Source organism: Natronococcus sp. CG52 (assembly GCF_023913515.1).
Taxonomy (GTDB): Archaea; Halobacteriota; Halobacteria; order Halobacteriales; family Natrialbaceae; genus Natronococcus; species Natronococcus zhouii.
In genome coordinates this window covers 40977-65467 of the sequence record NZ_CP099393.1, presented here as the reverse complement: position 1 = coordinate 65467, position 24491 = coordinate 40977, and the positions used below count along the sequence as shown (strand labels likewise).

The 24491-nt window shown below is 61.7% G+C and carries 21 protein-coding genes and 2 pseudogenes; 15 read left to right on the top strand and 8 right to left on the bottom strand.

Annotated elements, in window-relative coordinates:
* Positions 1-114: 114 nt before the first annotated feature.
* Together NED97_RS21730 and NED97_RS21725 are read right to left on the bottom strand one after the other, a co-directional pair.
* The gene (locus NED97_RS21730) at positions 115-1170 is read right to left on the bottom strand and encodes a sugar ABC transporter substrate-binding protein (RefSeq protein ID WP_252491129.1); all 1056 of its coding nucleotides are present in this window, start codon (positions 1168-1170) and stop codon (positions 115-117) included.
* Between the two features lie 244 nt (positions 1171-1414).
* Complete coding sequence (locus NED97_RS21725) at positions 1415-2179, bottom strand: ATP-binding cassette domain-containing protein (protein WP_252491128.1); 765 nt, start codon at positions 2177-2179, stop codon at positions 1415-1417.
* Positions 2180-2425: 246 nt separating this feature from the next.
* On the opposite strand from NED97_RS21725, the gene NED97_RS21720 reads away from it, so the two are divergent.
* Both NED97_RS21720 and NED97_RS21715 read left to right on the top strand, forming a co-directional pair.
* Positions 2426-2953, top strand: a complete 528-nt coding sequence (locus NED97_RS21720) for an LUD domain-containing protein (protein WP_252491127.1) — start codon at positions 2426-2428, stop codon at positions 2951-2953.
* Position 2954: 1 nt separating this feature from the next.
* Positions 2955-5141: an LUD domain-containing protein gene (locus tag NED97_RS21715; RefSeq protein ID WP_252491126.1), complete on the top strand. Its 2187-nt coding sequence runs from the start codon at positions 2955-2957 to the stop codon at positions 5139-5141.
* Between the two features lie 65 nt (positions 5142-5206).
* Here the strand turns inward: NED97_RS21715 and rhcC are convergent, their stop codons facing one another.
* A complete protein-coding gene (gene rhcC, locus NED97_RS21710) occupies positions 5207-6076 on the bottom strand; it encodes an L-rhamnono-1,4-lactonase (protein ID WP_252491125.1) in 870 nt (289 codons plus the stop codon).
* 837 nt (positions 6077-6913) lie between these two features.
* Here rhcC and NED97_RS21705 point away from each other — a divergent pair.
* Together NED97_RS21705 and NED97_RS21700 are read left to right on the top strand one after the other, a co-directional pair.
* Positions 6914-7297 (top strand): glycoside hydrolase family 3 C-terminal domain-containing protein, encoded by a 384-nt coding sequence (locus tag NED97_RS21705; RefSeq protein WP_252491124.1) that lies wholly within the window; start codon positions 6914-6916, stop codon positions 7295-7297.
* Entirely contained in the window at positions 7294-7581 is a 288-nt protein-coding gene (locus NED97_RS21700) for a fibronectin type III-like domain-contianing protein (RefSeq protein WP_252491123.1), read from the top strand. Before NED97_RS21705 ends, NED97_RS21700 begins: the two co-directional genes overlap by 4 nt.
* A gap of 248 nt (positions 7582-7829) precedes the next feature.
* Here NED97_RS21700 and NED97_RS21695 read toward each other — a convergent pair.
* Both NED97_RS21695 and NED97_RS21690 read right to left on the bottom strand, forming a co-directional pair.
* Positions 7830-8499 (bottom strand): annotated as a pseudogene (locus NED97_RS21695) (IS6 family transposase); the annotation flags it as partial.
* A gap of 10 nt (positions 8500-8509) precedes the next feature.
* Positions 8510-9143, bottom strand: a pseudogene (locus tag NED97_RS21690) (IS6 family transposase).
* 850 nt (positions 9144-9993) lie between these two features.
* Between NED97_RS21690 and NED97_RS21685 the strand changes: the two are divergent.
* The 3 genes from NED97_RS21685 to NED97_RS21675 all read left to right on the top strand — a co-directional run bounded on the left by NED97_RS21685 (position 9994) and on the right by NED97_RS21675 (position 12027).
* Positions 9994-10749, top strand: coding sequence for an IclR family transcriptional regulator (locus NED97_RS21685; RefSeq protein WP_252491122.1), 756 nt, complete (start codon positions 9994-9996; stop codon positions 10747-10749).
* 37 nt (positions 10750-10786) lie between these two features.
* Complete coding sequence (locus NED97_RS21680) at positions 10787-11554, top strand: SDR family NAD(P)-dependent oxidoreductase (RefSeq protein WP_252491121.1); 768 nt, start codon at positions 10787-10789, stop codon at positions 11552-11554.
* A 68-nt stretch (positions 11555-11622) separates the two neighbouring features.
* Complete coding sequence (locus tag NED97_RS21675; RefSeq protein WP_252491120.1) at positions 11623-12027, top strand: RidA family protein; 405 nt, start codon at positions 11623-11625, stop codon at positions 12025-12027.
* A 54-nt stretch (positions 12028-12081) separates the two neighbouring features.
* Here the strand turns inward: NED97_RS21675 and NED97_RS21670 are convergent, their stop codons facing one another.
* Complete coding sequence (locus tag NED97_RS21670) at positions 12082-12855, bottom strand: enoyl-CoA hydratase/isomerase family protein (protein WP_252491119.1); 774 nt, start codon at positions 12853-12855, stop codon at positions 12082-12084.
* A gap of 165 nt (positions 12856-13020) precedes the next feature.
* On the opposite strand from NED97_RS21670, the gene NED97_RS21665 reads away from it, so the two are divergent.
* From NED97_RS21665 to NED97_RS21630, 8 genes are all read left to right on the top strand, one after another.
* A complete protein-coding gene (locus NED97_RS21665; protein ID WP_252491118.1) occupies positions 13021-13884 on the top strand; it encodes an LLM class flavin-dependent oxidoreductase in 864 nt (287 codons plus the stop codon).
* Between the two features lie 28 nt (positions 13885-13912).
* Positions 13913-16081 carry an oxidoreductase gene (locus NED97_RS21660; protein ID WP_252491117.1) on the top strand — a complete coding sequence of 723 codons (2169 nt, stop codon included), beginning with the start codon at positions 13913-13915 and terminating at the stop codon, positions 16079-16081.
* Between the two features lie 90 nt (positions 16082-16171).
* Complete coding sequence (locus NED97_RS21655) at positions 16172-17311, top strand: acyl-CoA dehydrogenase family protein (RefSeq protein WP_252491116.1); 1140 nt, start codon at positions 16172-16174, stop codon at positions 17309-17311.
* Positions 17312-17408: 97 nt separating this feature from the next.
* Positions 17409-17861: a MaoC/PaaZ C-terminal domain-containing protein gene (locus NED97_RS21650; protein ID WP_252491115.1), complete on the top strand. Its 453-nt coding sequence runs from the start codon at positions 17409-17411 to the stop codon at positions 17859-17861.
* Positions 17862-17971: 110 nt separating this feature from the next.
* The gene (locus NED97_RS21645) at positions 17972-18829 is read left to right on the top strand and encodes a branched-chain amino acid ABC transporter permease (protein WP_252491114.1); all 858 of its coding nucleotides are present in this window, start codon (positions 17972-17974) and stop codon (positions 18827-18829) included.
* Positions 18826-19863: a branched-chain amino acid ABC transporter permease gene (locus NED97_RS21640; protein WP_252491113.1), complete on the top strand. Its 1038-nt coding sequence runs from the start codon at positions 18826-18828 to the stop codon at positions 19861-19863. Before NED97_RS21645 ends, NED97_RS21640 begins: the two co-directional genes overlap by 4 nt.
* A gap of 62 nt (positions 19864-19925) precedes the next feature.
* Positions 19926-20642 (top strand): ABC transporter ATP-binding protein, encoded by a 717-nt coding sequence (locus tag NED97_RS21635; RefSeq protein WP_252491112.1) that lies wholly within the window; start codon positions 19926-19928, stop codon positions 20640-20642.
* The gene (locus NED97_RS21630; protein WP_252491111.1) at positions 20639-21337 is read left to right on the top strand and encodes an ABC transporter ATP-binding protein; all 699 of its coding nucleotides are present in this window, start codon (positions 20639-20641) and stop codon (positions 21335-21337) included. The genes NED97_RS21635 and NED97_RS21630 overlap by 4 nt, the downstream gene beginning before the upstream one ends.
* A gap of 85 nt (positions 21338-21422) precedes the next feature.
* Here NED97_RS21630 and NED97_RS21625 read toward each other — a convergent pair whose 3' ends face one another.
* Positions 21423-22661: an ABC transporter substrate-binding protein gene (locus NED97_RS21625; RefSeq protein WP_252491110.1), complete on the bottom strand. Its 1239-nt coding sequence runs from the start codon at positions 22659-22661 to the stop codon at positions 21423-21425.
* 142 nt (positions 22662-22803) lie between these two features.
* Complete coding sequence (locus NED97_RS21620; RefSeq protein ID WP_252491109.1) at positions 22804-24438, bottom strand: acyl-CoA synthetase; 1635 nt, start codon at positions 24436-24438, stop codon at positions 22804-22806.
* Positions 24439-24491 lie beyond the last annotated feature (53 nt).

Genomic DNA, 24491 nt, shown 5'->3' with positions numbered 1-24491 from the left:
CGTTCGTTGCGCAAATCGGGATACCGATTCCGGACCGCCTATCGTTTTCGAATCGAATTCGAATCGATTTCGCAGTCGTTCGCGCTGCTGGTGGCGTCTGCAGCGGCTCGAGTCTCAGTCGTCGTCCGCCTCGTCGGCAAAGACAACACCCCAGTTGGCGGGATCGTCGTAGTTGTCGGGCGTTAACAACCGGCCGTTCGTCTGGAACCACCGATGTCCGTGCCGTTCGCGGATCTCGGCCGGCGCCCAGTCCTGTTCCGCCCAGATGTTCGTTCCGAGGTGTTCACCGCCGCTGATTTCGAAATCGTCCGTGGTGATCTCTTCGCCAACCTCGGGGAGTGCGTCCTCGCCTTCGGTTTGGGCGATCTCCAGATAGTGCATCGCGATCGGGAGGTAGTACTGGGTTGGCTGGGAGAAACCCCGCTGAACCCACCCCTCGTCCATGTGGTCGATCAGCGCCGGTCCGCCATCCATCGATGCGATGAACACGTCGCCGGGGTCCATCCCATACGTGTCAAGGGCGTTCGCAGCACCGATCGCCATCTCGCTGTTGGCGGCGAAGATTGCATCGATCTCGCCGTCCTCGGACTGGAGCAGGGAATAGGTGTCCTCCTGTGCCGGCTCCCTGTTGAAGCCGGCGCTAATTTGCCGTACGTCGATCCCGTCGTGGCCCTCCATGGCGTTCTGGAACCCTTCCTCTCGCTCGATACCGATGCTCATCCCGAGGTCACCCTGAAGGTCGATGACGGTCCCCCCAATCTCGCCGTCGGAGCCGACCTCCGTCTCGAGGTAGTCGACGATTTCCTCACCCAACTCCTCACAGGCGGGTTCGTTTCCGATGTAGACGCTCATCGTGAGCGCTTCTGTCTCGATGTCGGAGTTGGCAGCAATCACCGGAATGCCGTCGTCGACCGCGGTCTCGACCTGTCCCGCCGTCGCCGTCGCGGAGACCGGACCGATGAGAATGCCATCGGCGCCCTGTTGCATGAACGTCTGGATGTGTGAGATCTGTTCCTCCTCTGTACCGCCGGTATTGTAGTTATCGAACTCGAAATCGTGGTCCTCCGCGTAGAACTCGCCGCCCTGTACGTATGCTTCCTCCCAGGCGCCGTACATGCCCCAGATCGTGTGCGGGTAAAACGGCCGCCCGTCACCGTTATCGTCGCCCATACAGCCAGCCAGTCCTGCCACACCCGCTGCACCAATACCTTTCAAGAGGTCTCGCCTCTCTACTCGACTGTTGCTATCGTCTACCATATGTACGTTTACCGTATTCAAGTAGAAGGGTAAAAATCTTTCCTGTTTTTCAATTAGCACCAAAACTCTAATCGATCGCGGACAGTGCTGAAAGAGTCGAAACGACGATTCGGACTGTATACACAGACCCAGTCTAACCTGAGCGGACTACCGCGAATTAGTCGTCCGGAAGTCCTGCCTGCATTCCCTCGAGTTCGTCGACGTCGGTCTCCTCCTTCCGGACGTCGCCCACCTTATCACCCCGCGAGAAGACGACGAACCGTTCACAGATGTCGTAAGCGTGGGGAAGGTTGTGAGAAATGAAGATTACGGCTGTCCCGGACTCCGCCAACTGTTCGATGAAATCGAGGACCTTACGGACACCGGAGATGGCCAGTGCAGTCGTCGGCTCGTCCATGATGACGAGCTCCGCGTCGAAGTACATCGCCCGAGCGATTGCGACGCCCTGTTTCTCTCCGCCGGAACAGAAGCGGACCTCCTGTTCGGGCGAGGCGATGTCCAGACCGAGACTCTGCGTGACGCTCTCCGCTTCCTCGCGCATCTGCGGTTTATCAAGCAGATGAACGGGCCCGACTCCTTTCGTCAACTCGCGTCCGAGGAAGACGTTCTGTGCGACGCTCCGGCCCTCGACGACCGCTTGATCCTGAAACACGGTCTCGATGCTCAGCTCCCGGGCGTTGTTGACCGACGAAATTTCGGTGTGTTCACCTTTCCAGAAGATATCACCCTCCGTCGGCTGGTGGACACCGGCGATCATCTCGATCAGCGTCGACTTTCCGGCACCGTTGTCGCCGAGCAGCCCGAGGATTTCGCCCGGGTACACCTGCAAGTCGACGCCCTTCAGCGCGTGGACCGAACCGTACCACTTGTGAATGTCTTTCATTCGCAACAGCGGTTCGACGGAGTCGTAATCAGTCGCCATTGTGGTGCTCTCGCTCTGAGTTCGGATGTCTCATCTAATAAAGATTTCGTCGACTGATACCACGGAGTCCGATATCGTGACGAATACGATTCGAACGTCGCTGGTTCGAAAGCGGAGAGAGCGGCCGTTCGACTTGACGGAACTGTGAGGTGGTCTCGTCAACGAACAGTCGATTCCGATGTTCGCCGTGCGAACCGAATGCGAACCAAAGCTAAATGGCGGTGTAACACCAGTCTCTCCATACTGATGACTGCCAGACTCTCATCGCTCGAGTCGTCGCTCGACGACCTGGGCGTCCGCGTTACCCGCGTCGACGAGGACGGGTTCCGCGAACTGATCGACGAGACGGTCGCGGCGCCCGCCGTGGGTGTCGCGCTCGAGGAGACGTTCGACGACCCAGTGCTTTCGCTGACTGAAACGGCCGTCACGGTCGATCCTACGCCGGCGGCGCTGCGCGAGGCGACGACCGGCGTGACGGGGGCACAACTGGGTGTCGCCGACTACGGCTCGCTGGTGCTGTCGCTGACCGATCGGGCCAGCGAACTGGTGAGTCTCTTCGTCGATCGCCACGTGGCCGTGGTTCGCGAGGGGGACATCGTCGCGGACATGGACGCCGCGATGGACACGCTTCACGAGGAGTTCAACCGTTCCGACGGGAGCGACAGTGCGATTCTGGCGACCGGACCGAGCGCCACGGCGGACATGGGCGCGCTCGTGAAGGGAGCTCACGGGCCGCGAGACGTCCACGTTATCGTCCTCGAGGCGGGTGCGTAAGATGGCGACGGCAGACGAAATTCGCGAACTCTTGCGGACCGAGGGAGCGGCCGTCGCGGAGAACACGCAAGCCTTTAACGAAGGCCGGTACGAGTCAGTCGCTGACCTCGAGGACTACGAGGCGCTGAAGCGCGAGGCGCGGGCGATCAAAGAGGACGCCATCGAGCGGCTCCCCGAACTACTTGACCAACTGATCGAAACCGTCGAGGACAACGGCGGCACGGTGTACGTTGCCGACGATGCCGCGGACGCCAACGAGTACATCAGATCGGTCGCCGCCGACCGCGACGCCGACCGGGTCGTCAAGAGCAAGTCGATGACCAGCGAGGAGATCGAACTCAACGGCGCGCTGGAAGCGGACGGCGTCGACGTCGTCGAGACTGACCTCGGTGAGTGGGTCCTCCAGGTGGCCGACGAGGCGCCCTCGCACATCGTCGCGCCCGCGATCCACAAATCCCGCGAGGCGATCGCGGAGCTGTTCAACGAGCGGTTCGATCCCGACGAGCCCCTCGAGACGGCCGAGGAGCTGACGTACTTCGCTCGCGAGACGCTCGGCGAGCAGATCGTCGACGCCGACGTCGGGGTCACCGGCGCGAACTTCATCACGGCGGACACGGGGACGATGGCGCTGGTGACGAGCGAGGGTAACGCGCGAAAGTCCGTGGCGGCGACGGACACCCACGTTGCGGTCGCCGGCGTCGAGAAGATCGTTCCGTCGGTCGCGGACCTCCACTCGTTCATCGAACTCATCGGACGCTCTGGGACGGGTCAGGATATCACGTCCTACGTCTCGTTGCTGACGCCGCCGGTCGAAACGCCAGTCGTCGACTTCGACGACGACACGACACCGCTCTCCGAGTTCGACAACGATCGCGAGTTCCACCTCGTGCTCATCGACGGCGGGAGACTCGCGATGCGCGACGACGATCAGTTGCGCGAGACGCTGTACTGCATCCGGTGTTCGGCCTGTTCGAACTCGTGTGCGAACTTCCAGTCCGTCGGCGGTCACGCCTTCGGCGGCAAGACGTACTCCGGCGGCATCGCGACCGGCTGGGAGGCCGGTATCGAGGGCACGGACGTCGCCGCGGCGTTCAACGACCTCTGTACCGGCTGTACCCGCTGTGTGAACGCCTGCCCCGTCGGGATTGACATTCCCTGGATCAACACCGTCGTTCGAGACCGGATTAACCGCGAGAACGACGCACCGGCCGAGTGGCTCGTCGACGGCCTGACGCCCGACGAGGAAGACGAAGGTGCACCACTACAGAAGCGGTTCTTCGGGAATTTCGAGACAGTGGCGAAGCTCGGAAGCGCGACGGCCCCGCTCTCGAACTGGCTCGCCGATACGACCGTTTCCCGGCAGCTCATGGCCCGCGTCCTCGATATCGATCCGCGCCGCGAGCTTCCGACGTTCGAGCGGGAGACGCTCGTCGACTGGTTCGCCGACCGAGAATCGACGGTCGACGACCCCCAGCGACGCGTCGTCGTCTATCCCGACCTCTACACGAACCACGTACAGGTCGAGCGCGGCAAGGCCGCCGTCGAGGTCCTCGAGGCGCTCGGCGTCGATGTCGTCGTTCCCTCGGTTCCCTCGAGCGGCCGGGCACCGCTCTCGCAGGGGATGGTCGCGACCGCGACCGACCACGCCGAGCGGGTCACCGAGACCCTCGCTCCGTACACCGAAGACGGACGCGACGTCGTCGTCATCGAGCCGAGCGACTACGCGATGTTCCAGCGGGAGTACGAGAAGCTTCTCGACGAGACGACGTTCACGACGCTCGCCGAGGACAGTTACGAGGTGGTGGAGTACGTCTACGGACTCCTTGAGAACGGTGCCGACGCATCGGCGCTCCCCGAGGCTGACGCCGACGGCGACGAAATCGCATACCACAGCCACTGTCAGCAGCGGACGCTCGGGTTAGAGGCCCACACCATTGCGGTCCTCGAGAACCGCGGCTACGACGTGGTGACCTCGGACGTGGAGTGTTGCGGAATGGCCGGCTCCTTCGGCTACAAGTCGGACTACTACGAACTGAGTATGGACGTTGGCGACCGATTGCGAGAGCAGTTGCAGGCCGACGGCGTCCGCGAGCGGCCTGTCGTCGCCAGCGGGACGTCGTGTCTCGAACAGATCGACGCGCTGTTAGAGCGGCGGCCGCGGCATCCGATCGAACTGCTGATCAAGTAATCGAACTGCCGGTCGGGTAATTGTGATCGGTTCCGTCAAAGTCGAATTCGAACTCGAGGCCGGCGTCAGTCGAGGCCGACGTGGCGTCGGAACGACCGCTCCGTAACCCAGGATCGATCCGTTTTCGAGACCGAGTCGACCTGTCGGAGCCAGTTGCACGCCTCGGCGTAGCTGGCGACGTCGCTGACGTTGGGATAATCCGATCCCCAGACGACCCGCTCGCGACCGAACGTCTCGAGGAACCATCGGACGTGCTCGTGCATATCCGCGTAGGGGAACGTCGTGTCGGACATGTGTGCGATCTCAGAGACTTTCACGGCGACGGTGTCGTATTCAGCCAACTCGGCGAATTGCGCGAACGTCCCGTCGTCGGTCGGTGTCTCCGGATCTGCGTGGGCGAAGTGGTCGAACAGGTACGTGAGTTCCGGGTAGCGCTCGACGAGTTCGATCGCCTGGTCTAACTGGCCGTGATCACAGAGGATCTGGACGACGGCGTCGGTCTCGAGAGCGGCCTCCCAGAACCCGGTCTCCTCGATGGCGTCCCGGAGCCAGGTGACGTCGGGATCGAATCGCTCCCACATCTCGTCGGAAGGACAGGCCGCGCCGAGACGAAACCCGAGAATGCCCTCGGTGTCCATACAGCGACGAAGCCGTTCGGCAGCGTCGTCGGCGAATGGGTCGAGCATCACGATGCCGTACAGCCGATCGTACTCCGCCGCAGTCTGAAGCGTGTACCAGTTGTCGGTCCAGTCGCAGATCGGATAGCCGACGACGACCGCCTCGCCGACGCCGTTACGGTCCATGTCCGCCAGGAGCCGGTCGGCGGTGTAGACGGTGTGGACGTCGAATCCGTCGACGAGGTCCATTAGCGGCCCGTTCACCCACGGATGGTCTCGACTCGGTGCGCCCCACGCGTGCGTATGGGTGTCAAGCATATGCGGACTGTTGTAGAGACTCCGTAGTAAATCTTCGCGACGGCGTATACTGCCACCGGTCGGCGTTGCCACCCGAGTGACCGTAGAGCTCATGTACCGAATCCTAGAAACAGCTGCTATCCGGCAATGTCGGACCGTCTCTGTTCCCGGATCGGATTCCGTTCAAAGCTGTTACACCCGAACCGCTTCGGACACCGTTCTACCACCGATTCGAGACTGGGTGGTCGTCAATATCGTTCTTTACGATACGCTGAATATCGAACCGAGACAGTGTATCCGGTGATGTCGGAAAGATCTGGGCGTTCGCGGATCGTCAGCGAGCCGAGGGTCCCGTGACCCCGCCGCGTTGTCCGGTGATCCGCTCAAATATCGAATTCACAGTTGATCGATAATCTCGATCTATTGATAGAGATAGAATGCACATCTTCCGGCAAGACCGGATGGGGTAAATCGTTGGTACATTCGATCGTCCTGTTCACTAGATAACTGATAATTGGAAGTGAGGTGGCACGAAAAGCGAGCACACCTGTATCAGTTTCTATCGAACGGCCGTCGCCCTCTCGTTCGCTCGAGAAGACCGGCGACTCGGTCTTCGACGGAAGCCGTCTCGTCCTCGTCGGTCGTGGTTTCGTCCACGATTCGTCCCCAGCGTTGACGAGTACGATAATAAGGGGTCGGGTCCAAGCGCTACTGAGAGTATTGAAAGTAATACTCGAGTCGGTCGTCGGTTCCCTATAGTATTACAAAAGTACTCGTGTAAAGTAGGGCGGGAACCAATGTACAGTTACCGAAGACCAGTTCCGAGCGGCGCAATGCGTCGAATTGTCTCACGAACCGATGCGACGTTCACTCGAGATCGTACTCGGCGGCGCTGTAGGCGAGGATATAAGTAATTTCAGTACCGTCGATACGCTCGAGACGTGGTATCCCGGCCAGACCGACGGCGAGGCACTAGCAGACGTCCTGTTCGGCGACGCCGACCCCGGTGGGCGCCTCCTGGTGACGTTCGGACGGTCGCCCGCCGATTATCCGACGGCCGACGAGGCGGCGTTCCCGGCCACCGACGATGTCGCACGATACGACGAGGGCGTCTTCGTCGGCTACCGCTACTTCGACGAGCACGACCTCGAGCCGCTGTTCCCGTTCGGCCACGGGCTGTCGTACGCGACGAGCGAATACGACGACGGCACCGTCCCGAGACCGACGACGGCGCCGACGTGACCATCGAACTCAGCAACGTCGGCGAGCGGACGGGCACCGAGGTCGTCCAGGTCTACACCGGCAAATCGGCTGCGCCGGTCGACGCGGCGGAGCGCGAACTCGTCGGCTTCGACCGCGTTTCGCTCGAGTCGGTCGAATCGACGACGGTCACCGTCTCGCTCGAACGTGAAGGCTTCGCGTACTACGACGAGGATGACGGCTGGACGGTCGCCGATAAGACGAATACCGTCGCCGTCGGCCGCTTGGCTTGGGATCTCGTCCGCCTCCTCGAGGTCGAGGTCTAAATCGATACCCACAGCGCTGATCAGCGTGTCGGTCGTTTGTTCGGTCCGACGATACCGTTCCTGCTCTCCATCCAACTGGCCGTCTTCAGCATCATGTGTCAGCCTGCATCGGAAGACACGAGCGAACGCGTCCTGTAAAAGAAAACGAGCGCCAGCGATGAGAAACGAAGCACCAATTATACGAGTGGATAGCGTCTGTACGACAGTTCCAATACGGTGTATGAACGGGATTGTCGATAGGGCACTGTCTAGTTTAGCATCTCCGCTGGCGTCTGTCCGTTGAGTGACTGGTGCGGTCGCTGCGTGTTATAGTAGTGTACGAACTGTTCAAGCCACTCCCTGACGCTGGCCCGACTGCCACCCATGAGTTATGGAAGCCGTCGACACGCATTTTGAGGGTGTGAAACCACTTTTCGATTAGGCTTCAGTCGACGGAGTCGAGCTGACCGCTCAATCCGAATCGAGAGAGAGCAGTCAGATAGCCGTAGCCATCAACGAGAAACACCGCCTCGGAGAGATTGTGTTTCTCGGCCAGTCCGTGAACGAATGCAGCGGCTGGATCAGTTCCTCTCCGTCCGAAGACTGCGACATCGAGAACCAATCGCGAGTCGAGATCGATTGCGGCATTCACCCAAGACCAGTCACCGTTAATCTTGACAGCAGTCTCATCATTGGCGACCCGCGACGGCTTCGCCGTCCTCAGAACGCGGAGCGTTCTGATGGGCCGCACGAGGGCTCCGCTCTCGTAGACGTCGGTGGGTCTGAAATTCTGTTAGATAGCCGATGTACTCATTTCCAGATCGTTTGATGAGAGCATCTGGCGCCGATCAAGCAAAGAATCGCTTGTATCTCTCGAAGTGAACAACCGGCCGCGTGAAGCCGGACGGCGACACCCGTCAGGGTGTTCGCCGTCCGTTCACCATCGCGTTTAGTTTAGCGAGTTCCACCAGACGGCGAAGGCTTGCAACCATGTTTCGGCAGTCGCTGAATCGACATAGCTAAAGATATTGCTAAATGACGAGGTACGTCGTTTTATTTCTCTAAAGACACGTTCGACAGCGTTCCGATTTCCATGTCGAACAGGCTGAAATCAGAACCCTGCTCGCTGCAGTGCAGTCGCTAGATGCTGGGCATGATCGACGAGAAACACGGCGTCAGCGACGTCGTGTTTCTCACGAAGTTTTCGCAGAAACCGTTAAGTCAATGCTTTCGTAGTAGTCGTAAAGAGCCTCAGATGCAGGAATCTGTTGGTTTCGGGATCGACAGCAGCATACAGCCAGAACTGCTGGCCGTTGATTCGGATCACCGTCTCGTCGAGCGCAACGTGATCCGGACTTGCACTGTTGGCCGGCTGTAGATCGGCCTTCTGCACCCAGTTGTGGACAGCTTTCCGTGATCGCTGGACACCAAACTTATCAATACTAGAAACTGTATTCGAAAGCGATAATCAAGCCAGATGGAGTCGAATACCCAGTTCCATCAAGCGACGCGGTGTCCGCTCTCGCCACAAAGTCTAATTTGATCCAGTCACTATGACCACTGAAGCGGGTGATTTCTGCCATAGACCAGCTGAAAATCACTCCGCCTCATCCTTCAGCCTTAACTAAACACGACCCCGCGTTCGAAATTCGTCCGATTATTATGGACGGTTTTGCAGTCACCGGGACGTTACTGGCGATTGGCAACGTCGTACCGAGTAGGTCCGTCAGTTACCCGGTAAGAACGACACCCGGGGTTAATTGCTCAGCGGCGTCGGTCCCTGACAGCGCTTCCGCCATCGAATTTTGCGCCTCCTGTCGAACTCGTCCGAGTGGCTGTGATCAGTACAGGAGACCGGACCGATCTTTACACCCATACATTTGTAATAAAATTTTCGACGAATGAGAATATGTTCGTTAGTGATATCAGTGAGTGACTCTGCAAACGGCGTAACGCGACCTCAGCACCGATAGCCGTCGTCTGTACGTCCCGGGGAGACGAGATCCGACGTTCGATCGTCCCTTTACACACATGCTACTGTCACGAAAGTGCGTGGAACGATCTAAGGGGCAGCAAGCACATAGCTGTTCAGACATGCTGAACTGGTTGGCGAGACCGTAACCGGCATCGGCTCTTCGCCGGCAAAATTTCGTATCTTCCAGACGGGGTTCGCATGGGACGATCGGTTTCCGATCGGCCGAGTTCTGCGGGACCGCCGGTGGGGCCAATCGACTGAAATCGCTGAAGTGGGGGCGTTGCTAAATCGTAGTCGGTCCAACTCTGTTCAGTATATCTGATCAATCGGACGAAACTAGTGAAATCAGCTTTACGGCGGCTGAGACGCTGATCAACGGCTGCCCACTCACGTACGGAGGAGCTACCAAATCTTTAACTTTCGTACCGCCGTCTATGTGATTAGACCACAAATCACATATGAGCTACAAAGTAAAGACCGCGTCCAAGTTGTTCACGATTATCGAAGCGGTACAGAAACTGGACGAGCCGACGCACACGGAGCTCTCGAACCACCTCGATCTCGCGAAGAGTACGACCCACAATTACGTCGATACGCTGGTCAAGTCCGGATACCTCGTCGAGGAGGATGGGGTGTATCGATTGAGTCTGAAATTTCTCGATCACGGGGTGCACGCGAAGCGAAACCTGCGTATCGCGCGGATTTCGCCGCCCATTCTCGATCAGCTGGCGGCGGATACGGACGAAGCCGTCTGGCTGATGGTCGAGGAGCGGGGCTACACCATCGGACTCGAGAAGGCGATGGGAGAACGTGCGGTCCAGACGGCTGGACGCATCGGACGCCACACGCGATTTCACTACCACGCACCGGGGAAAGCGCTCCTCTCACAGATGTCGGAATCCAGGATCGAAGAGATCATCGATCAGCAAGGGCTGCCCCGAAAGACGGCACACACGATCACGGAGTACGACGCGCTGCTCGAGGAACTCGAGGAGGTCCGGGATCGTGACGTCGCGTTCGACGTCGGCGAAGCCATTCAGGGCATCCGGAGCGTCGCCGCGCCGGTCGTCTGCGACGGCGAACTGAAGGGCGCCATCGCCGTCGTCGGCCCGGAAAACCGCCTGCGGGACGACTACTTCCACAGTGAACTCCCGAACCTCGTCTCCGGGGCGGCGAACGAACTCGAACTCCGTCTCGAGTACGGCGTCGCGTGATCGAATCTTTATACCTGTGTGCGGATAGTGTAGACTCGTGACAGTAGAGATCGATCTCTCCGGCAGTACTGCCGTCGTCACGGGCGGAACGAGCGGTATCGGACTGGCGATCACGAAGACGCTCGCGCGCGCCGGCGCCGACGTCGTGCCGACGTCCCGAACTGAGGAGGACGTTCGCGATGCCGTCGACGCCGTTCGGGAGCGAGGAAGCGACTCGATCACCGTAACGACCGACGTGACCGATCGGTCGGCCGTACGGCGGCTGTTCGAGCAAACGGACGAGGATCTCGGTTCCGTCGACGTCGTCGTCAACAACGCCGGTATCAATCCGACCTCCTCGATGGGGCGGCCGGAAGACCTCGAGCCCGACGCGTTCGACGATGTGGTCAACGTGAACCTCCGTGGCGCGTTCGCCTGCACCCACGAGGCAGGCGAGTATCTTCTGGACAACGACGGCGGAAGCGTGATCAACGTCGCCAGTATTTCCGGAGTCGTTGGAACACCTCGTCAGCACTCTTACGTCGCGTCGAAACACGGGCTGATCGGACTCACGAAGAGCGTGGCACTCGACTGGGCGCCCGAGGTTCGAGTAAACGCGATCGCCCCGGGGTACGTCTCGACTGACCTGACCGCGCCGATCGAAGCGAACGAGGAACTCCACAGTTCGATTCTCGCCGACATTCCAGCCGATCGGTTCGCCTCACCCGAAGAGGTCGCCGACGCGGCGCTCTTCCTGGCGAGCGATATGGCGACATACGTCACCGGCGAGTGTCTGGTCGTCGATGGCGGGTGGACTGCGGAGTGAGTCACGCCGACCTCCTGGAACGGTACGCTTATTGAGGATCTGTGAGAAAATAGATGTGTCCGCACATTATGTCGAAAGAGATCATCAACCCCACGGGACTCGCACCGGCTCGCGGTTTCAACCACGGAATCCTCACTTCGGACGACGATATCCTGTTTCTCGCCGGCCAGGACGGCGCCAACGCCGACGAGACGATCGTGGCTCCGGACGACCTCGTCGCACAGTTCGAACAGGTCCTTGAGAACCTCCGGACCGTCGTTCGAGAGGCCGATGGCACGATGGACGACATCGTCAAGCTAAACGTCTTCGTCGCGGATCGAGACGAGTACGTGGACAACCTCGAGCCGCTGGGCAAGGTCTTCTCGTCGTACTTCGACGAGTATCCGGCGATGGCGCTCTTCGAGGTGAGCGCGTTTTTCAAAGAAGACGCCCTCGTCGAGATGGAAGGCTTCGCGGCAATCGATGCCGAGTAACTGACCGAGCGAATTCCGACCCGTTGTGGTCGCCGAAACGCCCGGTCCGGCCGCTTACTCTACCGTCCAGTCGGGGTCTCGACCCTCCAACTGCGCGTCGACCCCCTCGCGGTAGTCGGGATCCGTACGTGCGCTCTCGAGGGAGACGTCCTCGAGGTGGGACCTGGCGGCCGACGGCGACAGCTCCAGGCTCGTGTAGATTCCCTCCTTGACTTTCGCGGCGATACGGGGACTCTTGTTGACGAGCGTACTGACCAGCGAGTCAACCTCGTCGTCCAGTTCTTTTCGAGGAACGCTTCGCGTCACGAGACCGATCTCTGCCGCTTCGGCGCCAGAAATCGTCTCGCCGGTCAACAGCAACTCCATCGTCTTCCGGAACCCGACCTGTTCTACCAGCATCGGCGGCGAGAAGTGGTTCACGATTCCGAGGTCGATCTCCGGCTGACCGAGTTCGGCGTCCGACGCGGCGATAACGAAATCAGTGTGGAGGAGCCAGTCGAACCCGCCGCCCAGGGTGACGCCGTCGACTTTCGCCACCGTCGGTACCCCCAGGTTCCGCATGGTCGTGAACAGTTCCTCCCAGCTATCGGTAAAGTGCTTGAGCGAGTAGTCCGTCTCCGGGATCTCCTGGACGTCGCCGCCGGCACAGAACGCGCGGTCACCCTCGCTCTGGAAGACGACGACCCGCACTTCCTCGTCGTCCTTGTACTCCCGGAGCCGATCGATTATCTCGTTCTTCGTCGGCGTATCGATCGCGTTCAACTTCTCCTCGCGCCGAACTGTGATGTATGCCGCATAGTCATCAACGGCGAAATCTGCGTTCACCATACTCGAGGCACGCCGCAATCGATCGTAAAAGTATGGGCCGCCGAAGCGATCGGCGCACGACTCGATCAAGGCTGCCCGTTGAGATGGATCCGCAGTCCGATGGTGCGCTCTCGAAGAACCGAGATCGGGGAAAACACTAAATGTAGGTGGGAAGATCCATAGATTATGCAGGTTGGTATAGGATTACCTAACACACTGTCGAATGCCGACAGAGAATTGACGGTGTCGTGGGCGCGAAAAGCCGAAGCGGGACCGTTCACCAGTCTCGGCGTCTTCGACAGGCTGGTGTACGACAGTCTCGATCCATTTCAGACGCTCGCCGTCTGTGCCGGTGCGACGGAGGAGATCAGACTCTCAACCTCGATCATCGCCGGCCCGCTCCGAAGCAACGCGATGGTGGCGAAGAAAGCGGCGACGCTCGACGTTCTCTCCGACGGTCGGTTGACGCTCGGGCTCGCACTCGGCGCGCGAAAGGACGACTATGAGGCCGCAGACTCCGAGTACCGAACCCGAGGTCGGCGGTTTACGAAGCAACTGGACGAGCTCCGATCGTACTGGGAGGGAGACGAGATCGGTCCCGATCCGGCCCAAGACGGCGGGCCAGAACTTCTCGTCGGTGGCTCGAGCGATCCGGCGTTCAAACGCGTCGGTCGGTTCGGCGACGGGTACATCCATGGCGGCGGCCCGCCCCGTGCGTTCGCGAAAGACGCGGAGAAGGCTCGAGCGGCGTGGTCGGAGGAAGGCCGCCCTGGCGAGCCGACGCTCTGGGGCCACGGCTACTTCGCACTCGGCGGCGAAGAACAGGCCGAACGGGGCCGCGAGTACCTCCTCGATTACTACGAGTTCACCGGACCGTTCGCGGAACGCATCGCGGAGGGGCTGTTGACGACGCCGCAAGAGATCATCCAGTTCATTCGCGGGTACGAGGAGGAGGGGTGTGACGAACTCCTGTTGTTCCCGACCGTGGCGGACGAGGAGCAGTACGACCGATTAGCCGAGATCGTCGGCAACGAATGGGCTGGCGAGTAATCACCGATCTGGTCTGTGAAATACCACAATGAACGTTAACGTAATCGGCGGCGGACCCGGCGGACTGTACGCGAGTCTGCTGTTGAAGAAGTCGAACCCGGACTGGAACATCACGGTCTACGAGAGAGATCCCGCTGACAACACGTACGGATGGGGAATCGTCTTCTCGGACAGCACGTTGAGTGCGCTCCGGGAGGCGGATTACAAGACCCACCAGCAGATCACCAACCAGTTCATCAAGTGGGATCCGATCGACGTCTACTACGACGGCGAATACATCAGGTGTGGTGGACACCGATTCGCCGGCATGATGCGCGCCGATCTCAAAGACATTCTCCGCGAACGATGCGCCGAGGTCGGCGTCGAGATGCACTTCGACACGGCGATCGACGATCCGAAAGCGCTCGCGGCGGAGTCCGAGCTGCTCATCGGGGCCGACGGCGCCCAGAGCGTCACCCGCGAAACGTTCTCGGAGGAGTTCAAGCCCCGAATCACCGACGGAAACGCGAAGTTCGCCTGGTTCGGGACGGAAAAGCCGTTCGATGTCTTCACCTTCATCTTCCGCGAAAACGAGGACGGCCTCTGGCGAATCCACGCGTATCCGGGGCGCAAGAGCACGTTCATCGTCGAGTGTACCGAAGAGACATGGCGAAACGCCGGACTCGACGAAAAGAGCGAGGGCGAGGGCCTCGCGTACTTCGAGGAGCTGTTCGCCGATCACCTGAACGGCTACGATCTGGAGTCGAAACTCTACGGCTGGCGCAATTTCCCGCTCGTCGAGAACCGGACGTGGTACCACAACGACGAGAACGTCGTCTTGCTCGGCGACGCCGCCCACACGGCGCACTTCTCGATCGGGTCCGGAACGAAGATGGCCATGGAGGACGCGATCGCCCTCTACGAAGGGTTCGAGGAGCACCCCGAGGACGAAGACGCCGCGATCAGATGGTACGAAAAGGAACGCCGGCCGGCGGTCGAGGCGCTCCAGAAGGCCTCCCGACACAGCAGAAAGTACTTCGAGAACGTCGAGCGGTACACGAACCTCGATCCCCAACAGTTCGTGTTCAACATGCTAACCCGGAGCGGCCGAATCACGTACGACGAACTCGGAATCCGTGACCGGGAGTACGTCGACGAGTTCGACCGCTGGCACGCACGGCGTTCGAACGGGACCGAGGCCGGACAGACCGTCGCCACACCGCCGATGCACCAGCCGCTGTCGCTTCGTGACGTGACGGTGCCGAACCGGGCGGCGTTTTCACCGACGCCCAGTTCCGACGCAACCGACGGAACGCCATCAGAACCGCAGCTTCGACGACTCACCGACCTTGGTTTGGAAGGGGTCGGGCTTGTGATGACCGAACCGGTCGCCGTCTCACCGATCGGACGGATCACGCCCGGAACGCCCGGCCTGTATGAGGCGGACCACCGGGATGCCTGGGCGAGCGCCGTCGAACGGACGCGAGACCGCGCAGACGGGACGACGCTCGGAATCGAACTCGTTCACGCCGGGCAGCGGGGCGCGACGAAACCGCGGACGTACGGTCTCGACCGCCCGCTCCCCGAAGAGGACGCGTGGGAACTGCTCTCAGCGTCCGCGACCCCGTACACCTCGAGCAGTCAGGTTCCAAAAGCGATGGACGCGGACGACATGGAACGCGTTCGAGAACAGTTCGCACACGCCGCGGAGCTGGCCGACCAGGCGGGCTTTGACCTCCTCCAGCTTCATTTCGGGCACGGATACTTACTCTCGAGTTTCATTTCGCCCCGTACGAACGAGCGCGACGACGAGTACGGCGGCGCGCTCGAGAACCGTCTCCGATACCCGCTCGAGGTCTTCGACGCGGTTCGCACAGTCTGGCCCGACGAGAAACCGGTGACGGTAAAACTGCCAGCCACCGACTGGGCGCCGAACGGGTACGACATGGGCGAGGCCTTCACCGCCGGCACTCGGCTGAAAGAACGCGGCTGCGACCTGTTGACGGTCGTCGCCGGCCAGACGACGGCGAACGATCGCCCCAAATTCGACACCGGCGTACTGGGGAACTACTGCGAGCAGATCCGCAACGAGGTTCAGGTGCCGACCATGTCGACGAACTACCTCACGACGACGGACGACGTGAACACGCAGGTCGGCGGCGCCACGGCGGATCTCTGCCACTGGTATCCAGAGAACGTCGACGTCAACTCGCTGTAGCTGGACGTAGCTCGGTAACCCGCCCTCTCGCCGAGGTCGGGTAGCGGACGAACGCTTATGATCGTCGTGTGCGATACGTAACTCATACTCATGATACGCGAGTTCGAGCTGGATGCCGCCCACGCAGCGTACCGGGACGAGGTCAGGGAGTTCTGCGAATCCGAGATCGAGCCGCACGTCGAAGCGTACGAGACGAGCGGCGAGTTCCCGGCGGATCTCGTCCGTCAGGTCGCCGAACGCGGACTCGTCGGTATTCCGTACGACGCCGAATACGGCGGGGCCGGTCTAGACTTCCGATCGTTCGCGATCGCGAGCGAAGAACTCGCCCGGACGTGGAAGCTGATCGCCGGAGCGGTGAACGTCGTCTCCTCGCTCGTCGGCTATCCGATCTACACCTACGGCGAGGAGTGGCAGCGCGAGGAGTGGCTCCGGAAGGCCTGCACGGGCGAGTGGATCACCGCGCTCGGGATGACCGAGCCCGGCGCCGGAAGCGATGCACGGTCGATCGAGACGAGCGCCGAAAGAGACGGCGACGAGTGGGTGATCGACGGCCACAAGGTGTGGATGACCAACGGCTCGGTCGCGGACTTCATGATCCTCGTCGTCAACACGGGGGACAGTCTCAGTCTCGTCGGGGTGCCGGATCCCTGGGATCGAGACGGGGTGGACCTCGTCCGAGACATTCCGTGTATGGAAGGCGAGGCGTCGGTCGAGAGCGAGGTGACGTTCGACGACGTCCGCGTCCCCGCCGAAAACCTCGTGGGGGAGAAGGGGAAGGGTCTCCGGTACGCCCTCGAGGCCCTCGACGTCGGACGCATCGGAACCGGCGCGCAGGGGGTTGGGGTCGCACAGGCGGCCCTGGACGCGAGCCGCGCGTTCGCCGACGAGCGGGAACAGTTCGGCAAACCGATCAGGGAGTTTCAGGGCGTCGGCTTCAAACTCGCCGACATGGCCATCGAGGTCGAAGCGGCGCGGCTGTTGACCCTGTCGGCGGCCGACAAGCGAGACAGGGGCGAGCGGGTCACGCAGGAAGCCGCGATGGCTAAAGCCTACGCGACCGACGTCGCGATGGACGCTGCGACGGAGGCCGTCCAGATCCACGGCTCGCGGGGCTACTCGACGGACTATCCGGTCGAACGTTACATGCGGGTCGCGAAGGGGATGCAGATCTACGAGGGGACGAACGAGATCAATCGACAGGTGATCGCGGATCGAATGTACGAGTCCTGAGCACGACGGTCGTCGTGTTCGAACGGACCGGGAACGAGAGACGGCTCCGCCCGGCCGGCGGCCACGCTTATGTCGGCTCGAGTAGACCGGGCTAGCGATGTCGGACCGATACTTCGGGGACCTCGAGTCGGGCGAAACGCACGTTATCGGGCCGCGAACCGTCTCGAAGGACGAGATCGTCTCCTTCGCGCAACGGTACGATCCCCAGCGGATGCACGTCGACGAGGAGGCAGCTCGAGAGAGCCAGTTCGGGACGCTCGTCGCCAGCGGCTGGCACACCGGGTCGATCAGCATGCGGTTGGTCGTCGACGAACTGTTCGCGAACGTCGCCGTCGCGGGCGCGCTCGGAATCGACGACCTCCGGTGGACGGCGCCGGTCACGCCGGGAGACGAACTCAGCGGCACCGTCAGTGTCGCCGAGAAGAACGAGTGGAACGATCAAAACGGGCTCGTCCACTTCGACGTCGAGACGCGAAACCAGGACGACGAGACGGTCATGACCCGGACGGATCTCGTCCTCGTCGAGCGCGCTTCGTCGGACTCGCTGTGATGGCTCCGAAACGCGCGAGGACTCGTCGTCGCGTCGGGAAATGGACCTTCGAACGTCCCACTGTGGGGATAACTATAAGATAGTGAGTGAGAAACTCTGTCAGTGATCGAATGGAGATTACAGGACTCATAGAGATCGCGATCGACGGGGTCGCAAGGGGGTTGCTGTTCGCCCTGCTCGGCGCCGGCATCACCCTGGTGTTCGGCCTGGGAAACGTGTTGAACCTCTCGCTCGGCGTCTTCTCCGTCATCGCCGTCGTGGCCGGCGTCGCCGTCGTCCCCTACGTACCGAACGCGGCCCTCGCCGCCGTCGCCGGCCTCGGCTTCGTGGCCGTACTGGGGCTGTCGATCGATCGGACGCTGCTCTCGAGCGTCTACCGGTCGACTGGCGAGGAACGCATCCTGCTCGGGATCTTCACGACGCTCGGGCTCGCGATCTTCCTCGACGGAATCCTGTACGTCTACTATCCGCTGAACTACTCGTTCCCCTACGCCGGGCTCTCGTTCTCGGTGGGCGGGGTTAGCGTCCGGGAGTCGACGTCGATCATCCTCCTCGTCTCGAGCGCGCTGTTGCTCGCACTGTTCGTGTTCCTGCGAAAGACATACCTCGGGAAGGCCGCACGGACGGTCTTCCAGGACGAAACCGGTGCGCGCCTGTGTGGAATCGATCCGCGGGCGATCCGGAGCCTCATCTTCGTCCTGAGCGTCGTCCTCGCCGGCGTCGCGGGGCTGCTCTGGAGCATGCAGTCGGCGGTCTCGGTCGCGACGGGCTTCGAGCTCACCATATACGCGATTATCGTCTCGATCGTCGGCGGCGTTCGGAACATCGAGGGAACGATCGGCGCTGGCGTGTTCCTCGGGCTCGTCATCACCTTCGGGAACTTCTTGGTTGGCGCGTACGTCTCGATGGTGATCCTGTTCGCCGTCGTCGTCACCGTGTTGATCCTGCGTCCGGAGGAGATCGCATGAGCGAAATCGCTACCGAAGACGGAACGCTCGGCCGCATCGCTCGCGAGTACAGGGAGATCGGACTTACGCTGGCGATACTGGCCGTCCTCCCGGTATTCGTCGTCGAGGCGGGGATGACCTACCAGGCCAGGCTCCTCGTCCTGTTCCTGATCTTCGCCGCCCTCACGATCGCCCTGAACGTCGTCTTCGGACACACGGATCAACTGTTCCTCTTCGTCGGCGCGCTGACGGGGATCGGCGCCTACACGACGGCGATACTCGCCGATAGCCTCGGCGTTTCGGCATGGCTTCTCGTTCCCGTCTCGGGACTGGTCGCCGGCTCGATCGGCCTCCTCGTCAGCTACGTTTCGGCGCGGCGCGGGATGACCGTGATCGTCATCGCGATCCTGACGCTGGCGCTCCAGCTCGCGTTCAGCGAAATCTTCGTCGGCGCGCGGGAGATCACCGGTGGGAGTACAGGCATTCCGTTCCAGGGACTCTACGTCAGCGGGCTCGCGACGGCGCTGGGCGCGACCGACCAGATCGCGCTCTACTACGTCCTGCTGGCGTTCGTCGCCGTCCTCCTGGTCGGCTACAAGCGGATGATGAACTCGAAGTACGGCTTCGCGTTCAAGGCGATCCGGCAGGACGAGATCGCCGCCGAGTCCATCGGCATCGACGTCGTGAAATACAAATCCATCGCGGGGTTCACCGGCGCGGCGATCATCGGGTTCGTCGGCCCGCTGTACGCGCAATCGGAGGGGTACATCCTTCCCTCGATGTTCGCGTTCCAGTCCGTCGACGTGCTGGTGCTGGTAATGTTGGTGCTGGGCGGGATGCGGACGCTGCTCGGGCCGATCGTCGGTGCAGGGCTGATGATCTACATCAACGAAGTGCTCCAGGACGCGGGCCAGTGGCGCACCGCGATCCTCGGCGGGCTGTTGATCCTGCTGTTCCTCTACTTCCGGGAGGGGATCGTTCCGAAGGCACGAGAGGTCTGGAACGGCGAGACGCGCATCTCCGCGCCCGAGTCGGTCCTCGACCGGCTTCGGTAGCTCGCGGTTCCCGTTCCCGCGGGCAGCAAAAGTATAAACCAGTACGAATGCAAGAAAATCGCATGCTCGAGATCTCCGGAGTGACCAAGATCTTCGGGGGGTTAGTCGCGGTCGACGACGTGACCTTCTCGCTCGACTCGGAGGAGATCGTCGGTCTGATCGGCCCCAACGGCGCAGGCAAGACGACGCTTTTCAACACCATCACGGGCGTCATCCCGCCGGATTCGGGAACGGTGACGTTCGACGGCACGCAGATCACCGGCGAGAAGCCGAGCGCGATCTGCCGACGGGGGATCGTCAGAACGTTCCAGATCGTCCGGACGTTCGACGAGTCGACCGTCCTGGAGAACGTCCAGATGGGGGCGCTCTTCGGCGCGTCGTACTCTACTGACGACGCCCGACGGGTCGCCGAGGAGTACATCTCGTTCGTCGGCCTCGAGGGGAAAGAACACGTGGAGGCGAGCAGCCTGACGATGGCCGAACGCAAACACGTCGAACTGGCTCGAGGGCTGGCCTGCGAGCCGGACCTGCTCATGCTCGACGAGATCGGGAGCGGGCTCACCCCCGCCGAGATCGACACGTTGACCGAGATGATCGAGCGCATTCGCAACGAACTGGGCGTCTCGATCTTCTGGATCGAGCACGTCGTCGACGCGATCATGGAGACGACCGATCGGGTGCTCGTCCTAAACGACGGCCAGCTCATCGCGGAGGGAACGCCGACGGAGATCCAGAACGACGAACAGGTGACCAGAGCCTACCTCGGTGAGAGCCGATGATCCGGGCCGAGGACATCGACGTCTCCTACGACGAACTTCAGGTGCTCTGGGACGTCTCCGTCGAGATCACGACGGACGACCGGGTCGTCGCGCTCGTCGGCCCGAACGGCGCGGGCAAGACGACGCTGCTGAAGACGCTGTCCGGGCTCCTCCCCGTCGATAGCGGAACGATCGAGCTGTTCGGCCGCGACGCATCGACGCTCACACCCCACGAGATCGTCGACCTCGGCTTCGTTCACGTCTCCGAGGAGCGAAATCTCTTCCACGAGATGACCGTCAGTGAGAACCTCGAGATGGGCGCGTACACCAGACGGGCGCGGCTCGAGGACAATCGCCGGGAGGTGTACGACCTGTTTCCCGTCCTCGAGGAACGCAGCGATCAGCCAGCAGGGACGCTGAGCGGCGGCGAACAGCAGATGCTCGCGGTCGGCCGCGGGCTGATGGCCGAGCCCGAGATCCTGGCCCTCGACGAGCTCTCGGTGGGACTCGCACCGCAGCTCGCGAGACGGGTCTTCGAGAAGGTCGAGGCAATCAGCGAGGACACGACGATCCTGCTGACTGAGCAACACGTCCACGAGGCGCTCGAGCTCGCGGACCGGGCGTACCTGCTCGAGAACGGCCGTATCGCGACGGAGGCGCCGGCGGACGAACTGCTCGAGAGCGATCGGATCAAGGAGGTGTATCTCCGCGATTGATCGGTGCGGCTCGCCAGAGTGCGATTACCCGATCCGTACCGACCGATCGTCGGGTGGGGATCGGCGAGAAACCGCGTGCTCGAGGTCAGTCCTCGACGAGCGGTTCGACCAGGTCGGCGCTCATCGGATCGCTCCGGTACTGCTCGACGAGGCGGAACTCGCCGTCGGGATAGTAGTCGGGTTCGCCGGCTTCGAACGTGCTGAGGAGGGCGACGACCTCGTCGATTTCGCCCCACTCGTTGTACTGCAACGGTGCTGCGAAGAGCGTATCGAGTTCGATGTCTCGAATCGCGTCGGCGATCTCGGCCGGCTCCGTCGAGTCGGCTTCTTCGATCGCGGTCGCGATCAACTCCCCCGCGACGTAACCGAGCGCCTCGTGGGTATCCATTCGGTCGCCGGTTTCGTCCGCGAACCGCTCCGCGACGTCGACGAACTGGTCGTCGTAGACGTCCGCGATGTGCAGGTGTGCGAACGTCTCCGCCTCGTCGCCAAGGTCTTCGTAGATGACGCCGGGCGGCTGACCGGAACCGGTCGTCATCTCGTGTTCGAATCCGAGTTCGAGCGCCTGCGAGTGGATCGCGTTCTGTGCGGGCGGGTGACCCGTCGCGACGAGGAGATCCATCTCGTCCGGGAAATCCCGCAGGAACGGCGCGAAGTCGCTTTCGTCCTGTGGCGTCATCGCCGTCTCGAGATCGACGCTCTCCGGGAACAGTTCGCCGATCTGCTCTTCGACCGTGTTCCCCCACTCGTAGTCGGCGTTGACCGCACCGACGGTCTCGTACCCTTCGGCCTCGATCAGTTCGGCCTGTGGCTGCAGGTCCATCGGGGCCGGGAGCGAGCCCATCCTGAACGTGTACTGGGAACTCTTCGTGTGGATTCGGTGCGATCCCGCCATGTGCAAGACAAGCGGGACTTCCATTTGTTCGGCCGTCTGGCCGGTTCGAACCCCGACGTCGCTCGAGACCGGGCCGGTCATCGCGACGGCGTTTTCCTCCTCGACGTAGCGTCGAAAGATCGTATCCGCTTCTCCCGCGTCGCTTTCGGTATCCGTTTCGACGATTCGCAACTCCTGGTCGAGGACGCCGCCGTTCTCGTTTATCTCGTTCACCGCGAACTCGAGCCCCGCCTGGTGGGCGTTCCCCCACGGCGTGAACGGACCGGAGAGCGGCTGTAACGACCCGATGGTAATCACGTCGTCGTCTTCGTCACCGTTCCCCCCGAGACATCCCGCCGTCAGCGCGACACCCGCTGCACCGACACCCTGCAAGAGGCTCCGTCGTCGGGTCCCCCCTCGTCGAGTACACTCGTTGCTGCTATGTGCCATCGTACAACACACCTATCGCAACCATAAAAAGCGTTATTGTGAAATTCGATGCTACCGCCACAGCACTGGAGAATCCGACCGTCAGCGTGTCGTGTACGGAGGGTGACCCCCACCGGTATCAGTGGCGAGGCCGGCCATCAGGTCAGTTCGCCTGCTCTCGTTCCCGTTCACGGAGCGTCGCACGCTTTATTTTGCCGGTTTCCGTCGTCGGAAGTTCCGAAACGTACTCGATCTCCCGCGGATACTTGTATGGCGCGATCTGGTCTTTGACGTAGTCTTGCAGCACGTCGGTCAGCGACTGACTTTGCTCGTATCCGTCCTCGAGGACGACGAAGGCTTTCACGATCTGCCCTCGTTCCTCGTCCGGGCTGCCGACGACGGCAGCCTGGTACACCGCTTCCCGCTCTAGGAGCACGTCCTCGACCTCCGGCCCGGGGACGTTGTAGCCGCTCGTGATGATCAGGTCGTCCTGGCGCGATTTGTACTCGAAGCGGCCGTCCTCCCGGTGGACGAAGATGTCCCCGGGGATGCTCCAGCCGTCGTGTACCCCTGCCGCCTGCTTCTCCGGCCGGTCCCAGTACGTGACTCCCGTCGGGCCCCGAACGAGTAACAGGCCGGGCTCGCCGCGATCGAGTTCCTCGTAGCTTTCCGGATCGACAACCTTGCACTCGTACCCAGGGACGGGGCGGCCGGTCGCGGTCGGATCGACCTCGTCGTCGTATCGGTGGCTGATGAAGATGTGCAGCATCTCGGTCGAACCGATTCCGTCGAGCGGTTTGACCCCGAGGCTCGACGTGGCGCGCTCGTACGTGCTCGGTGGAAGCGGTTCGCCCGCGCTCACCGCCCGCCGGAGCGAGGAGAGGTCGTACTCCTCAATGAGGTCCTCGTGTTCCGACAGCATCTGATTGTACGCCGTCGGGATCGAGCCGAGAATCGAGACGTCGACTTCCTGAATCGCGTCGAGTAACGATTCCGGCGTCGGGTCCTGAATGATACAGGTCGCCGCGCCGAACCGAAGGGGAAACGCGACGAGCATTCCGTAGCCGTACGTGAACGCGATCGGCGCGTTGCTCGTGAACACGTCCGAGGGGTCGGGATCCAGACAGTATCGGGCGTAGGTGTCCGTGATGGCCATCATCTGCCGGTGCGTGTGGACAGTCCCCTTCGGCTGGCCCGTCGTCCCGCTCGTGTAGGCGATCATCACGAGGTCGTCGCGGGTCGTCTCGGGAGCGCCGAGTTCCGGACTCGCCTCCGAGAGCAGATCATCGAACTCGTGATAGTCGTGGTCGACCCCGGTATCCTCCACGACCACGATTTCCTCGAGCGACTCGAGTCCGTGCTCGTCCAGCGCGATCTCGACCTCGTCGAGCAGGTCGTCGTAGACGACCGCGTACGACGAGCCGGAGTTGTCGACGACGTAGCTAATTTCCTTCGCGCGAAGGAGTTTCATCGAAGGGACGACGATTGCCCCGATTCGCTGGACGGCGAGGCAGGTGACGACGTACTCCGGTCGGTTGGGGAACCGGACGAAAACGCGGTCGCCCCGTTCGACGCCGAGCTTGAGCAACGCGTTTCCGGCGCGCCCGACCCGCTCCTGCAGTTCGGCGTAGGTAGTAGTCGTCCCGTCGAAGTAGATGGCCGGCTCGTCATTCCGTCCCTCCTCAATGTGTCGGTCGACCATCTCGTAGGCCGCGTTGAGCCGTTTCGGATAATGCACTTCGGGAACGGCGTGAAACAAATCCGAATGATTGCTCTGATCGGGCAGATTCTCTTGCATCCGTATACACACATACCGTGTGATCAGTGTTAAATATTCCCACGAAATTTTCA